Origin of the sequence: Nocardia shimofusensis NBRC 100134 (assembly GCF_001613125.1) — a bacterium.
GTDB lineage: Bacteria > Actinomycetota > Actinomycetes > Mycobacteriales > Mycobacteriaceae > Nocardia > Nocardia shimofusensis.
This window is the reverse complement of the sequence record NZ_BDBT01000028.1, coordinates 1-13,806: the sequence shown is the minus strand read 5'-3', so window position 1 is coordinate 13,806 and position 13,806 is coordinate 1. Positions and strand designations below refer to the sequence as shown.

At 71.5% G+C, this 13,806-nt stretch carries 13 protein-coding genes and 1 pseudogene; 5 read left to right on the top strand and 9 right to left on the bottom strand.

Annotated features, from left to right (window positions below; translation table 11 throughout):
- Positions 1–6: 6 nt before the first annotated feature.
- The gene (locus NS3_RS22770) at positions 7–843 is read right to left on the bottom strand and encodes a helix-turn-helix domain-containing protein (protein WP_218018278.1); all 837 of its coding nucleotides are present in this window, start codon (positions 841–843) and stop codon (positions 7–9) included.
- Between the two features lie 102 nt (positions 844–945).
- Here NS3_RS22770 and NS3_RS22765 point away from each other — a divergent pair, with 102 nt between their 5' ends.
- On the top strand, positions 946–1,674 hold the full coding sequence (locus NS3_RS22765) for an SDR family oxidoreductase (protein WP_218018277.1): 729 nt from the start codon (positions 946–948) through the stop codon (positions 1,672–1,674).
- 18 nt (positions 1,675–1,692) lie between these two features.
- Here NS3_RS22765 and NS3_RS22760 read toward each other — a convergent pair whose 3' ends face one another.
- From NS3_RS22760 to rfbD, 3 genes are all read right to left on the bottom strand, one after another.
- Positions 1,693–3,162, bottom strand: a complete 1,470-nt coding sequence (locus NS3_RS22760) for a phytoene desaturase family protein (RefSeq protein ID WP_067863174.1) — start codon at positions 3,160–3,162, stop codon at positions 1,693–1,695.
- A gap of 210 nt (positions 3,163–3,372) precedes the next feature.
- Positions 3,373–4,452 carry a mannose-1-phosphate guanylyltransferase gene (gene manB, locus NS3_RS22755; RefSeq protein WP_067863171.1) on the bottom strand — a complete coding sequence of 360 codons (1,080 nt, stop codon included), beginning with the start codon at positions 4,450–4,452 and terminating at the stop codon, positions 3,373–3,375.
- 103 nt (positions 4,453–4,555) lie between these two features.
- Positions 4,556–5,413: a dTDP-4-dehydrorhamnose reductase gene (rfbD, locus tag NS3_RS22750; RefSeq protein ID WP_245649756.1), complete on the bottom strand. Its 858-nt coding sequence runs from the start codon at positions 5,411–5,413 to the stop codon at positions 4,556–4,558.
- A 289-nt stretch (positions 5,414–5,702) separates the two neighbouring features.
- On the opposite strand from rfbD, the gene NS3_RS22745 reads away from it, so the two are divergent.
- The 3 genes from NS3_RS22745 (at position 5,703) to NS3_RS22735 (ending at position 9,254) form a co-directional block, all read left to right on the top strand.
- Positions 5,703–7,133, top strand: coding sequence for an LCP family protein (locus NS3_RS22745; RefSeq protein WP_067863168.1), 1,431 nt, complete (start codon positions 5,703–5,705; stop codon positions 7,131–7,133).
- Positions 7,121–7,843 carry a TIGR03089 family protein gene (locus NS3_RS22740; protein WP_067863165.1) on the top strand — a complete coding sequence of 241 codons (723 nt, stop codon included), beginning with the start codon at positions 7,121–7,123 and terminating at the stop codon, positions 7,841–7,843. Before NS3_RS22745 ends, NS3_RS22740 begins: the two co-directional genes overlap by 13 nt.
- A gap of 103 nt (positions 7,844–7,946) precedes the next feature.
- A complete protein-coding gene (locus tag NS3_RS22735) occupies positions 7,947–9,254 on the top strand; it encodes a cytochrome P450 (protein WP_067863161.1) in 1,308 nt (435 codons plus the stop codon).
- A gap of 4 nt (positions 9,255–9,258) precedes the next feature.
- On the opposite strand, the gene NS3_RS22730 is transcribed toward NS3_RS22735, so the two are convergent.
- Complete coding sequence (locus NS3_RS22730; RefSeq protein WP_084495844.1) at positions 9,259–10,836, bottom strand: carboxylesterase/lipase family protein; 1,578 nt, start codon at positions 10,834–10,836, stop codon at positions 9,259–9,261.
- A 214-nt stretch (positions 10,837–11,050) separates the two neighbouring features.
- On the opposite strand from NS3_RS22730, the gene NS3_RS22725 reads away from it, so the two are divergent.
- The gene (locus tag NS3_RS22725) at positions 11,051–11,278 is read left to right on the top strand and encodes an FmdB family zinc ribbon protein (RefSeq protein WP_067863158.1); all 228 of its coding nucleotides are present in this window, start codon (positions 11,051–11,053) and stop codon (positions 11,276–11,278) included.
- Here the strand turns inward: NS3_RS22725 and NS3_RS22720 are convergent.
- The 4 genes and pseudogenes from NS3_RS22720 to NS3_RS29570 form a co-directional block, all read right to left on the bottom strand.
- Complete coding sequence (locus NS3_RS22720; RefSeq protein WP_067863155.1) at positions 11,275–11,553, bottom strand: Rdx family protein; 279 nt, start codon at positions 11,551–11,553, stop codon at positions 11,275–11,277. The genes NS3_RS22725 and NS3_RS22720 overlap by 4 nt on opposite strands.
- Positions 11,554–11,619: 66 nt before the next feature.
- On the bottom strand, positions 11,620–12,006 hold the full coding sequence (locus NS3_RS22715; RefSeq protein ID WP_067863152.1) for a YchJ family protein: 387 nt from the start codon (positions 12,004–12,006) through the stop codon (positions 11,620–11,622).
- Between the two features lie 203 nt (positions 12,007–12,209).
- Positions 12,210–12,677, bottom strand: coding sequence for a hypothetical protein (locus NS3_RS22710; protein WP_084495843.1), 468 nt, complete (start codon positions 12,675–12,677; stop codon positions 12,210–12,212).
- Positions 12,674–13,806 (bottom strand): annotated as a pseudogene (locus NS3_RS29570) (hypothetical protein); the annotation flags it as partial. The pseudogene NS3_RS29570 and the gene NS3_RS22710, both read right to left, overlap by 4 nt.

Genomic DNA, 13,806 nt, shown 5'->3' with positions numbered 1-13,806 from the left:
CGTCGTTCACGACACGACGCTGTCCGCCACGGCGAGCGCCAGCAATGCCAGCGCATCGTGTTCCGGCGTGCCCGGCGACGCCTGGTAGACCAACAGCCGTTGCCCGCTGCCCGGGTGGGACAGGACTTCGTTCGCCAGTGTCACGCGGCCGATCAGCGGGTGCCGGAAGCTCGTCCGGCCGCCGCGCTTGACCCATACTTCGTGGCGCCGCCACAGCGCGGTGAATTCGGGACTGGCCGCACTCAATTCGGCCACCAGCTCAGCGGTGGGACCTGGGCTGGCCGGTTCGGCGCCGCGCAGTTGCGCCACGCTGTTGCGGGCGACGCGGTCCCAGTCGCCGAAGACGACGCGCGCCGCGGGATGCAGAAAGGTGTATCGGATCATGTTCCGGCGCGCGGGCGGTGCCTCGCCGAGCCCCGGAAGCAGACCCAGCCCTTCCGGATTGGCGGCGACGACATTGTTGATCTCGTCGAGCAGGTAGGCGGGACAGGGCCGCAGCGATTCGAGCAGCAGGAGCAGGCCCGGACGCGCCGGCTGCGGGGGCGAGGACCTGCGGCGGGATGTGCGTCCGGCCACGCGGTCCGCGATGGCGAGCATATGGTCGTGCTCGTCGGCGGTGAGGCGCAACGCCGCGGCCAGAGCGTCGAGTACCGCGTCGCTCGGCGCGGTCTCGCGCCCCTGCTCGATCCGGGTGTAGTAGTCCACGCTGACTCCGGCCAGCACCGCCAGTTCCTCGCGACGAAGGCCAGGGGTGCGACGCAGGCCCGGGCCGGCAGGCAGACCGACCTCGGCGGGACCGAGCAACCCGCGGCGGCTGCGCAAGAACTCGGCCAGGACGTTCACGACATCGAGTCTGCCATCGGGAGGGGGCGCGTGGGTGGCCGTGCCACACCCAGGAAGAGCGCGGTCTGTTCCACACGGGATCGCCGGCGCAGGCTCGGGGTCATGACTGACGTGATGATCATCGGTGGTGGTTCCGGCATGGGGTTCGCCCTCGCTCGTCTCCTGGTGGCCGAGGGCGCGGACGTGACCCTCGTCGGCCGCTCAGCCGACCGGCTCGACCGGGCCCGCGATGCCTTGGGCCGGGAAGCGGACCTCTCGGGACAGCAGGCGAAAGTGCGCTCCGTGCCCGCGGATATCGGCCGGGAAGCCGACGTGGCCGAGCTGTTCGCGGGCGCGGAGCGGGTCGAGCACGTCGTGGTCACCGCGGCGGACGCCACGGGCGTCTACGGTCGCAGTGGTGACATCGCCGTCGACACGGCCCGGGCCGTTCTGGACACCAAACTGCTCGGCGCCTGGCTGGTCGGCCGGTACGCGGCCGGGGTGGTGACCGGGTCGATCACCTTCACCTCCGGTATCAACGCCTACCGGCCGAACGGGGCGAACACCATCATGGCCGCGGCCAACGGCGGCCTCGCTTCCCTCGCATCCGGCTTGGCGATCGAACTGGCGCCGGTGCGAGTGAACGTCGTCTCCCCCGGCTGGGTGGACACACCGATCTGGGACGACCTCGGGATGGACAAGGACGCCGCCTTCGCGGAGATGGCGCGGCGGCTTCCCGCTCGCCGCATCGGGAGCGCGGACGACATCGCCCGAGCGCTGTTGTCGGTGATGCGCAATCCGTTCACGACGGCGGCCGTGCTGCACGTCGACGGCGGTCATCGGCTCGTCTGATCCGGTACGGGCGCGATGTCACCCGCTCGCCGGAACGGTAGCGCGCAGCAGGGCCAACGGGTCGCTGGTCGTGGCGAATTCGCGGCGCAGGGCGTGGCGGGCGGCGTTGAGTCCGCACATGCCGTGGACGCCACCGCCGGGCGGAGTGGACGACGAGCACAGGTAGACGCCGGGTAGCGGAGTGGCGTACGGGTTCCATCGGGGAGCGGGGCGCATCAGCATCTGTCCGACGGTCATGGCGCCCGCGGAGATGTCACCGCCGATGTAATTGGCGTTGTGCAACGGCATTTCGGCGGCGGTGCGGGTGTGGTGCGCGAGGATCAGGTCACCGAAGGCGGGCGCGAAGCGTTCCACCTGGGCGATGACCTGATCGGTGATGTCGCGCCGCGAGCCGTGCGGGACGTGGGCGTAGGTGTAGAAAGCGTGGTGCCCGGCGGGGGCGCGGGAATCGTCCACCACGCCCTGCTGGATCGCCAAGACGTAGGGGCGCTCGGCATGCCTGCCCGACGCCACCGCGCCTTCGGCGGCCATGACCTCGGCTCGGCTGCCGACCAGGTGCAGCGTGCCCGCCTTCGCGCAGTCCTCGGCCGCCCACGGCACCGGACCCGACAGGGCGAAGTCGACTTTGCACGCGGCGTTCCCGTACCGGAAGTTCCCGAGCTGCCGGGCATATCGGCTCGGGAGCCGATCCCCGGCCAGCCGGACCAGTTCGGCGGGCGAGGTGTCGAGCAGAACGGCCTTCGCCGAACTCACCTCCGCGAGCGAATCCACCCGATGCCCGGTGTGCACACGACCACCGAGGCGCTCGAGTTCCCCGACCAGCGCGTCGACGATCGCCTGACTGCCGCCGCGCGGAATCACCCACCCGTCCACGTGCGCGAGCGTGCCGAGCAGCAGCGCGGCGCCCACGGCGGACACCGCCCGCGGCGAGGTGATGGCGTGCGCGGCCACCCCGCTGAACAGCGCGGGCGCGACATCCGCCGAGAAGCGCGAATTCCACAACGGCGAACCCTGTTCCAGCATCCGCAACCCGAACCGCAGGGCGGTGGCCGGTTCCGACGGCAGTCCTCGCAGGTCGGACATCGCCACCCCGACGACGCCCTCCCATTCGCGCACCAGCGGCCCGAACAGCGACCGCCAGGCCGATCCATCCGGTCCCAGCCCGTCCACGGTGCGCTCGAGATCGACCCAGGCGATACCCGCGCGCCTGCCATCGAGCGGATGCGCGTAGGACGCCTCCGGCCGCAGCAACTCCACCCCGTGCGCGACGAGATCGAAGGCACGGAAGAACGGGGAGGCCACCGCCATCGGATGCGCCCCCGCGCAGACGTCGTGCCGATACCCGGGCAGCGTAAGCTCGGCCGTCCGGCACCCGCCGCCCGGCGTCTCCTCGGCCTCGAACACCTCCACCGACAGTCCCGCCGCCGCGAGCGTCACCGCCGCCGCGAGACCGTTCGGACCCGACCCGACCACCGCCACATCAGCCACGACCCCACGCTAGGCGTTCGGGCAGCTCCCGGCCACGACTCCCGAGCCTCGGTTCGGTTCCGATGCCGTGTTTCCGCCGGAGCAACCGCTCAGCGGCGCAGTTCGGCAGGCGCAGCGCGAACTCCGCGTGCTGATCCCGGCGCTGCTCGCCGCCCGTCAGCGGTTCGCCCTGGGCATCACCCTTCGTGTTCTCGTCGGGTCCGGCGGGTGTCAGACGTCGGTGGAGAAGCGGATGCCGCCGTCGGGGATCTCCACACCCGGCCAGACGCGGGCGCCGCGCAGCAGTTCGCAGCGGGCGCCGATGTTCGCGCCGTCGCCGATGACGCCGTCGCGGACCAGGGCGCGGGGGCCGATGCGGGCGCCGAAGCCGACGATGGTGCGTTCGACCGTCGCGCCCGCCTCCACGCGCGCGCCGTCGAAGATGACCGCGCCGTCCAGTCGCGCGCCCGCGCCGATCTCGGCGCCGCGGCCGACGACGGTGCCGCCGATGAGCAGAGCGCCGGGGGCGATACCCGCGCTGGGGTGGACGAGGGATTCGCCGCGCTGGCCGGGAAGGGCGGGTGAGGGGGCGATGCCGCGGACGAGGTCGGCGGAGCCGCGCACGAAATCCTCCGGGGTGCCCATGTCGCGCCAGTAGGAGGTGTCGACGTGGCCCTGGACGCGGGCGCCTTCGGCGAGCAGCGCGGGGAAGACCTCGCGTTCGACCGAGACGGGCCTGCCGGAGGGGATCTTCTCGATGTATTCGCGGCGGAAGACGTAGCAGCCCGCGTTGATCTGGTCGGTCGGCGGGTCCTGGGTCTTCTCCAGGAACGCCGTCACCCGGCCGTCGGCGTCGGTGGGGACGCAGCCGAAGGCGCGGGGGTCGCCGACCCGGACCAGATGCAGGGTGACATCGGCATGGGTCGAGTGGTGGGTGTCGAGCACCGCGCGCAGATCGGTGCCGCCGAGCACGTCGCCGTTGAACACCATGACGGTGTCGGCGCGCAGCTTGGGCAGCACGTTGCGGATGGCGCCGCCGGTGCCCAATGGCTCCGTCTCGGTCACGTACTCGATCTCCAGCCCCAGGTCGGAGCCGTCGCCGAAGTGCTCTTCGAACACCTCCGCCTTGAACGAGGTGCCGAGCACGACGTGGGTGATCCCGGCCTCGGCGATACGCGCCAGCAGGTGGGTCAGGAACGGTAGTCCGGCCGTGGGCAGCATCGGTTTGGGCGCCGACAAGGTCAGCGGACGCAGCCGCGTGCCCTGACCGCCGACCAGAATCACGGCGTCGGTGCCGGAATCTCCTGCCATCGTTGTTCCCCTGTTCACACTGGTACTACCGATCGCGCTAGCGCGCCTGGTGGCGCAGCGCAGATCGAACCGCACTTCGGGAGCGAATCGCAAGTCCGGGGGCTCACTGTTCGGTCAGCGCCGCGTGCAGGGCTGCCCGCCAGTCCCGCAGCGGGGCCAGGCCCGCCGCGCGCCAGGCACGGTCGGAGAGCACCGAGTAGGCGGGCCGGGCCGCCGGTCGCGGGAAGGCGGAGGAGTCGCAGGGGCGCACCCGCTCGGGATCGGCGCCGAGTTCGGCGAACACCGCGCGGGCCAGGTCGAACCAGCTGGCGGAGCCGGCGTTGGTGGCGTGCAGAACGCGGGGCGCGGTGGGCGTGGCGGCGAGTTCGAGCAGTCCCGCGGCGAGGTCGGCGGCGTAGGTGGGGGAACCGATCTGGTCGTCGACGACGTCCACAGTGGGGCGCTCGGCTTCCAGTGCGCGCATGGTGGCGACGAAATCGCCGGCGTCGCCGGTGTAGACCCAGGCGGTGCGGACCACGTGCGCGGCGGGGGCCAGGTCGAGCACGGCGCGTTCGCCCGCGAGTTTGGAACGGCCGTAGACGGTGGCCGGCCCGGTGTCGTCGTCGGTCTCGTACGGGGTGTCGTGCTCGCCCGCGAAGACGTAGTCGGTGGACAGATGGATGAGGCGGGCCCCCGCGGCGGCGCAGGCGGCGGCCAGGACGGCCGGGCCGGTCTCGTTGATCGCGAAGGCGGCCTCGGGTTCGGTCTCGGCGCGGTCGACGGCGGTGTAGGCCGCGCAGTTGATCACCACGTCACCGGGGGCCAGAGCGGCGCGGACGGCGGTAGCGTCGGTTATGTCGAGTTGTGCGCGGGTATATCCGAGCGCGTGCGGGGCCAGACGGGTCAGCTGCCTGCCGACCTGTCCGCCCGCGCCGGTCACGACGAGACGAACGGAGGGAAGACGCGGTGGTGCGGCGATCACGGCGGCAAGTCTGGCACGCCGGAAACCGCCGAGGTGCCGACGGCGACGGTAACCGTTGGATAGCCTGAGTACGGTCGGCCCGGCGAGTTGCGCTGTGGGGTGAGGGTCGATGGTGGTACGGGGGCTTTTCAGGGGGTGTCGTCGATTCGTCGAGAGGATGCTCGGTTTGCCGCGAAGCAGGAATCCGTCGCGCAGCGCGCGCGGGCGCGACACGGCGGGGTCACGTCGTCGGGAACCGGTGCGGACGCGGCCTTCCGGACCCGCGACCGCCGGGGCATCACCGCGCCCGGTGCGGATCGCGTTCGCGGTCATCACAGCGCTGGTGCTGGTGGCGACCGGCTTCGCCTGGCGCAGCGTCGACGCGCTGGTCTCCCAGATCGAACGCATCGGCGACCTCGGTCTCGGCGGCGGCCGCGACGGCGCGGTCGACATCCTGCTCGTCGGCGTGGACAGCCGCACCGACGCGCACGGCAATCCGCTCACCGACAGCGAACGCGCCATGCTGCACGCGGGCGACGAGATCGGCACCAACACCGACACCCTGGTACTGATCCGGGTGCCCAACGACGGCAGTTCGGCCACGGCCATCTCACTGCCCCGCGACTCCTACGTCGACATCCCCGGCCTCGGCAAGGGCAAGATCAACTCCGCCTACGGCGTCACCAAGGAGAACGAGCGACTGGAACTGCTCGACAGCGGCGTGTCCGAGGCCGACGCCGAGAAGCAGTCCACCCAGGCCGGACGGCAGGCGCTGATCGACACCGTCGCCGAGTTCACCGGCATCTCGGTGGACCACTACGCCGAGGTCAGCCTGCTCGGGTTCGTACTGCTCACCAACGCAGTCGGCGGGGTCGAGGTGTGCCTGAACGCTCCGGTGGACGAATGGATGTCGGGTGCGCACTTCCCGGCGGGCGAGCAGCGCCTCGACGGACCGCAGGCGCTGAGCTTCGTGCGGCAGCGGCACGGCCTGCCCCGCGGTGACCTCGACCGGATCGTGCGCCAGCAGGTGTTCATGGCCCAGCTGGTCGGGCAGGTGCTCAGCGCGAAGACGCTCACCGACCCGGGACGGCTCGGCGAACTCGGTGACGCGGTCGGGCGCACGGTGGTCCTCGACGACAACTGGGACGTGCTGGCCTTCCTGCAGCAATTGCAGGATCTCTCCGGCGGGCAGGTGCGGTTCGAGACCATCCCGGTGGCCGACCTGAACGGGATGACCAGCGACGGCGAGTCCGTGGTCCGGGTCGAGCCGAAAGAGGTGAAGTCCTATGTGGCTTCGCTGGTCGGAGCCGACACCGACACCGGCGCCGAACCCGGGACCCCGCGCGTCGACCCGTCGAGCGTGACCGTGGACGTCTACAACGCGAGCTCGATCGGCGGGCTCGCGGGCGAGGTGTCCCAGGCGCTGGTGGGCAAAGGTTTTCGGCCCGGCGAGGTGGGGAACTACACCGGGATGGGTGTGACCGGTTCGCGGGTGCTGGCCGCGGGCAGCGACGACGCGGCGGCCGAAACGGTGGCCGAGGCGCTCGGCGGGTTGCCGATCGTGGCCGACGCGACACTACCCGCGGGGGCGGTATCGGTGGTTCTGTCGAGCGACTACAGTGGCCCGGGCTCACAGGCGGCCACGATGTTCGATTTCTCCGGAACCTCGACCACCGCGACGCCCGTGCCACCCGCACCACCGATCGACGCAGGCCAGAACGGACCGAAATGCGTGAACTGACCAAGACTTCGACACTGACCGAGGCGATCCTGGACCCGATCCTGGCCCAGGACCCGGCGGCGCCGCGCATCACCTACTACGACGACGCCACGGGCGCCCGCATCGAACTGTCCGGTGCGACTCTCGCGAACTGGGCGGCCAAGACCGCCAACCTGATCCGCGACGAGTTCGGGCTCACCATCGGCGCGCGTGTCGCGGTGCTGCTGCCCGCGCACTGGCAGACCGCCGCCGTGCTGCTCGGCTGCTGGTGGGCGGGCACGGAGGTGGTGCTGAACGCCGACCCGGACGCCGACCTCGCGCTGGTGACCCCGGACCGGATCGACGAGGTGGGCGCCATCTCGGAAGTGGCGGCGCTGTCGCTGGATCCGATGGGCGCGCCCGTGCGGGATCTGCCGGTCGGTGTCACCGATTTCGCGACCTCGGTGCGGGTGCACGGCGATCAGTTCATGCCGCGCGGCACCGGTGTCGCGCTGGAGGGCGACCTGGTGGCCGAGGTGTTCGACGCCGCGCGTAAGTCGGCGCTGCGCAAGGGCATCGGCGCGGGCGATCGGGTGCTGTCGAGCAGGCCGTGGGAGCACGCGAGCGATCTGGTCGACGGACTGCTCGCGGTGCTGGTGGCCGGAGCCTCGCTGGTTCAGGTGGTCAACCCCGATCCGGCGGCGGCGGAGCGCCGGATCGAGACCGAGCGCATCACCGTCACGTTGGACTGACCTCCTACCGGAGTAGGAGCCACCGATCCGTCCGTGGGCCGTTCCCTCCCGCCGCCATCGCCCGTACCGTGGTCTGCATCACAGGAGAGCGGGTGGTGAAGACATGGGTCCGGCAGCATGGTGGCGGTGGCTCTTCGCGCAGGGCGTGCCGAGGTTCGTTCTGCGCAATCAGGCGCGGCGCGGCGATCCCTTCGCGCGGCTGATCGCCGGGGACGAGGGGATCGAGAATCCCTATCCGCTGATCGAGCAGTTGCGCGGAGATCAGCCGCTGGTCCGGACCCCGCTCACCTGGGCGTCGTTCGACCACGAGCTGGTGAAGACGATCCTGCGCGACAGCCGCTTCGGCGTGCAGTCGCCGCAGCACTTCGTGCCGTTCGAGGCGGTCAGGTCGCTGATGCCGACCACCCCGCTGCCGCCGAGCCCGGTCGAGCCGCCGTCCATGCTGGTGATCGACCCGCCCGAGCACACCGCCATGCGCAAACCGGTGGCCGCGGCGTTCACCCCGCGCGCCATCGGCAGGTTGCGCGACCGGGTCGCCGGGGTCACCGCCGAACTGCTCGACGAGCTGCCCTCGGACGGGTCGGCGGATCTGGTGGCCGCCTACTCCTCGCAGGTGCCGATCGCGATCATCTCCGAGATGCTCGGCTTCCCCGACGCCGACCGCGCCATGTTCCTCGACTGGGGCGATGTGATGTCGCCACTGCTGGATCTGGGCATCTCCTGGGGCGTGCAGCGGCGCGCGAACCGGGCGATGCACCTGATGAACGACTACCTCGACGACCACATCGCGGCCCTGCGCCGCGAACCCGGCGAGGACATCCTCAGCGCGCTGGTCAGCGCGGGGGATCTGGACCACGACGCGCTCAAGGCGACGGCCAGCCTGCTCATGGGCGCGGGTTTCGAGACCACGGTCAACCTGATCAGTAACGGCGTGGTGCAGTTGCTGGCCCATCCCGAGCAGCTGGCCCGGTTGCGCGAAGAACCCGATCTGTGGCCGAACGCGGTGGAGGAGATCCTGCGCTTCGACCCGCCGGTGCAGGTGACCGGGCGGGTGGCGCTCACGGAGCTGGAGTTGGCGGGGGTGCCGTTCCATCCGGGTCAGGCGGTCACGGTGTCGCTGGCGGGCGCGAACCGCGACCCGAAGGTGTTCGCCGACCCACAGCGCTTCGACATCACCCGCGCCAACGCCAAGGACCATCTGTCGTTCAGCAGCGGCATCCACGTCTGCCTGGGCGCGAGCCTGGCCAGGATGGAAGGCGTCTACGCGCTGCGGGCGCTGTTCGAACGCTTCCCCGACCTGAGCCTGGCCGCGCCGCCGCGCAGGCGGGAACTGTTCACCCTGCACGGATATCAGCGACTGCCCGTGCGGCTGGGCACCCGCGCGCCCGCCGGGCAGACCTCGCTCGCGTGAGCAGTCAGCGGAAGCCGACGGCCTGATCGCCCCACGCGCTGTGCAGCGCGCGGTCGGGATCGGGGACCATGCGGTCGATGGCGTCGACCAGCAAGGTGTGGCGGGTGTCGGATCGATACGGCGCCCAGTGCTTGGAGCCGTCCAACGCCGCGGGCACCCCGTGCTCGGCGAAGGCCAGCCAGCGGCGCATCATCCGGCCCGACACCTCGACTGCCTGTTTGCGCCCGCCGAGCCAGAAGGTCGGATCCGGGTTGAAGGTGCCGAAATTGCCGAATACATAAGGTAATTCGGTGGCGTGCCCGGCGCCGACCCTGGCCGCCCGCAACATCGGAGTGGCGTGGTCGAAGCGGTAGACCCAGGTCATCGAGTGCGCGGAGTGGCCGTCGGCGACCCAGCGGGCGGGCAACCGGAAGGCGGCGTCGGTGGAGATGGCCATGGCGCCGCGCGGGGTGGTGAGATCCGGGTAGGCGGAGGCGATTTCGGCGAGGCGCTCGGGTGAGAGGTCGGGATGGCTCCGGGCCACATCGCGCAGCATGATGTTCACCGCTTCCGGGGTGACCGGCATGATCGGCGAACGGAACACCTTGAACAGCGATGCCTCGTCCTTGTTGCTGCCGACGATCAACGGCACCCGATGGGATCGGCCGCGCTGGAAGGCGTTGATCGGATAGTCGGGCAGCAGTTCGCCGTCGACCACCGGCGCGGCCGCCAACCGGCCCGGCTCCTTCGTGGGCACCTCGTCGAACAGCGTGCCCGCGGCCTGCACCAGCCGCTCCATCGGCAGCTCGGTCACCTCCCCGGTGCGGTGCGGCGACAGGTCGAGCAGTTCGGCGAAGCGCCGGGCCACCGATTCCCCCCGCTGTCGGCCGAACACCGTGGTCGCGGGCGGGCTCTGCGCGATGGCCTTGTGGAACAGACCCTCGGCCGCCGGGGCGGTGAGCAACGCCGTCACGCAGCCCGCGCCCGAGGATTCGCCGAACAACGTCACATTGCCGGGGTCGCCGCCGAACGCCGCGATGTTCTCGCGCACCCATTCCAGCGCCGCGATCTGATCGCGCAGACCCAGGTTGGCGGTGAAGTCCCCCGACAACGAGGTCAGGTCGAGGAAGCCGAGCACGCCGACGCGGTAGTTCACGGTGACCACGACGACCCCGCCGTTCGCGGCGAGCGCGCGACCGTCGTAGATGGGCTGCGCGGCGGTGCCCAGGCAGTAGGCGCCGCCGTGCAGCCAGACCATGACCGGGCGCGGCGCCCCGGATTCGCTCGGATCGGCGGGCGCCCAGACATTGAGCCACAGGCAGTCCTCGCCCATCCGCAGCGTGGAATCGACCGGCACCATCGGGCCGAGGGACTGCGGGGAGACCTCGCCCACGGTCAGGCAGTCGCGGACGCCGTCCCAGGATTGCGGTGGGCGCGGCGGGCGCAGGCGATTCGCACCGTTGACCGGAGCGCCGTAGGGGATGCCGCGCCACACCGCGACGGACCCGGCCATGGTGCCCCGGACCCGGCCGCTTCGCGTGTGCGCGGCCGGCCCGGAGTCGTCGAGGTGGATGCCCGCGTCGGTGTCGTGTCGGGTTGTCATCGCGCACCTCCTGGTGTCCTACGGTGGCGGCCCCGCAGCAGCGACGACGAATACGCCACGACGTCGCGGCGTCGGTGCGCCACATCCGCGGGGCCTGCACCTGGTGATCTCTTTCGAGGGTACGTCCGCGAACGACTGTCCGGTCCGGGATCGCCGACGCGAGTCCGCGTTCGCGCCGCTACCCGACGCGTGCACCGCCCGCTAACCTGGGCCTGTGCCGAACTACAGCTTCCGGTGTCGCCAGTGCGGCGACACGTTCGAGGAAAACCGTCCGATGGCGCGTTCCGGCGAGCCCGCGACCTGCCCGTCCGGGCACGAGGACACGGTCAAACTGCTGACCACCTTCGCCACGGTCGGCCGTTCCGGCGGTGCGCCCGCCGCGACCCCCGCGCCCGCCGCCCCGGCCGGCGGAGGTTGCTGTGGCGGCGGCTGCTGCGGCTAACCCTCCCGCCGGTCGGAGTGCCCGAGATCACGATCCGGCGCGACCCGATCGCGGACCCGCTGCTTGAGCACGGTGATCTCCGGAAAGCCGCCGTCGGCCTTGCGTTCCCACACCTGCTCGTCGTCGACGGTGATCCGGAACACCCCGCCGGAGCCGGGGATCAGCGCCACTTCGCCGAGTTCGGTGCCGAACGTGCTCAGCAACTCCTGCGCCATCCAGCTCGCCCGCAACAACCAGCGGCACTGGGTGCAGTACTCGATCGCGACCCGCTTCATGGGTGAGCACGCTACCGCTCGGCCCTCGACGGCGCTCAGCTGTCGACGCTCGGCCGTGCGGCACGCTCAACCGTCGGTATCGCCGTCGAGGTAACGCCACTGCCCGTCCTCGCGGGTGAACCGGCTCACCTCGTGCAGCACCCCGCGTCCGGCGCTCGTGCGGTAGTGCGCGACGAACTCGACCACCCCGGTGTCGTCGAACAGGCCGCCGCGCTCGGTGCGCACGATCTCCAGGAACTGCCAGCGCGTGTCGTCCAGCTCCAACCGCGCGGGCCGGGTGCTCGAATGCCAGGAGCGCAACAGGTAGTCGGCATCGCCCTCGGCGAACGCGGTGTAGCGCGAGCGCATCAGCGCTTCGGCCGTCGCCGCGGGGCGATCACCGGCCAGCAACGGCCCACAGCAGCGGGCGTATTCGTCGCCGCGACGACACGGGCAGCTCCGCGATGCGCTCATCCCCCCATTCTCGCCGGACCCCTCCGGCGTTCCTCGTCCGGCCCGGACAGCCGCATCCGACGAAGACATACGCACCGGCCGATTGTGCTGTGCTCCATCGCCGAGTTGTCCACGTGCGACGGCGGTCGTGGGCTGTCCCCGGCCGAGCCGCGCGTTCGTCACCACGCGTCGTACTCGGACGACGCCCCCGGCGATCTGTCTTTTCAGTCGAGTTCGGTTCGGACCCAGGCGAATCCGGTGGGGCGGCCGGTCCGGGACAAGGCGGAGGACAGGGCGGCGGTCTGCTCGCGCCAGCGGCGCAGGTCCGCCACAGCGGGGGCCAGATCGTAGTCGTGGTGGTGGGCGGCGCGGGAGAGGGCCGACCACAGCGCGGCGACGGCGGCGGCGGTGTCGGGGCCCGCGTAGGCGCGCAGGGCGAGCAGCTGGGCGCGCATCGGGCAGCGCACGAGGTCGGGGGCGACGCGGTCCCACAGGTCGTCGACGGCCTGTTCCAAGGCCAGGCGCAGAATCCAGGCGGTAGCGCGCGACCAGACGCCGCCTGCCGCGGTGACCTCGCCGTCGAGGAGGCGATCGACGGCTTCCAGGCGTTCGGCGACGGTCGGGCGGGGCGCGGGATCGTGGTGGCGGCGGCGCGTGCGGGTGCGGCGGGCGCCGCGCGTCCGGCCGCTCACCGTCCCAACCAGGCGATGAATCGTTCTGTTTCGCCGATCAGTTCGCGCATGCCGCGGCCGATCGGCACGTGGGCGGCGGCGGTGATGTCGCGCAGGGCGTCGACCAGCCACTTGCCGTCGCGGGCGAGGTGCTTGTTGAGGTGGTCGACGTTGTAGGTCACGCCCATGACCGCGAGCGCGACCATGGCGCGGGTGGTCTGCGCGTTCTCGATGTGACGCTCGACCTCGCGGTGGTCCATGCCCGCGGCGAGCAGGTCGCGCCTGCTGCGGGCCAGCGCCGTCGCCTCCACCGCCGAACGACAGCAGGTGGCGACGAGTTCGTCGGCGATGGCGGGCGGGAGTTGCGGGGTCCGCAGCAGCGAGCGGGCGTCGGCCAGGTAGCGGCGGACCGGGTCGCCGACGGTGCGCACCTCCACCACGGATCGCTCCCGGCGCTGGACTTCCAGCACGTGCGCGTCGAGGTCCATGCGGCGCACCGCCTCGGCCAGGCGCTCGTCGTGGGTGAACACGACCACCTGCCGGGTCCGGGCGACCGCGGCCAGGACCGTCGCCAGGCCGTCGACCTTCGCCGGATCCATCGCCTGCACCGGGTCGTCGATCATGACGAAGCGGAACGGGCTGTCGGCCACCGTGGCCCGCGGCAGGAACAGCGAGAGCCCGAGAGCGTGCAACTCGCCCTGGCTCATCACGCCGAGCGCCGCGCCGTTCACCTGGTCGACGGTCACGTCCAGCAGCACGCGGCGAGCACTGCCCGCGTTGCCCTGCAGGCGGATGCCGCCCAGCTCCACATTGCTCTGCTGGCGCAGTGTCTGCCAGATCCAGCGGGACTGGGTCTGCAGCGGGGCCATCCGCTCGTCGCGCATCCGCACCGTCAGCGCTTTGAGCCACTCCTCGGCCCGCTTGAGCGTGCGCAGTTCGGCGGCGCGGGCGTGCACGTCACGGGCGCCCTCGAGCCAGGCGGCGAGGCGGGGGGCCAGGGGGCTCCACACGCTGTCGAGGCGTTCGAGTTCCTTGCGGGCGCGGGCGCGCACGGCGGTGAGTTCGTCGGTCAGGCAGAGGTGGGCGTGGCGCAGACGCTCGGCGAGGGCGCGCGCGTCGGCGGCGGTCACCGCGGGCACGTCATCGGCGA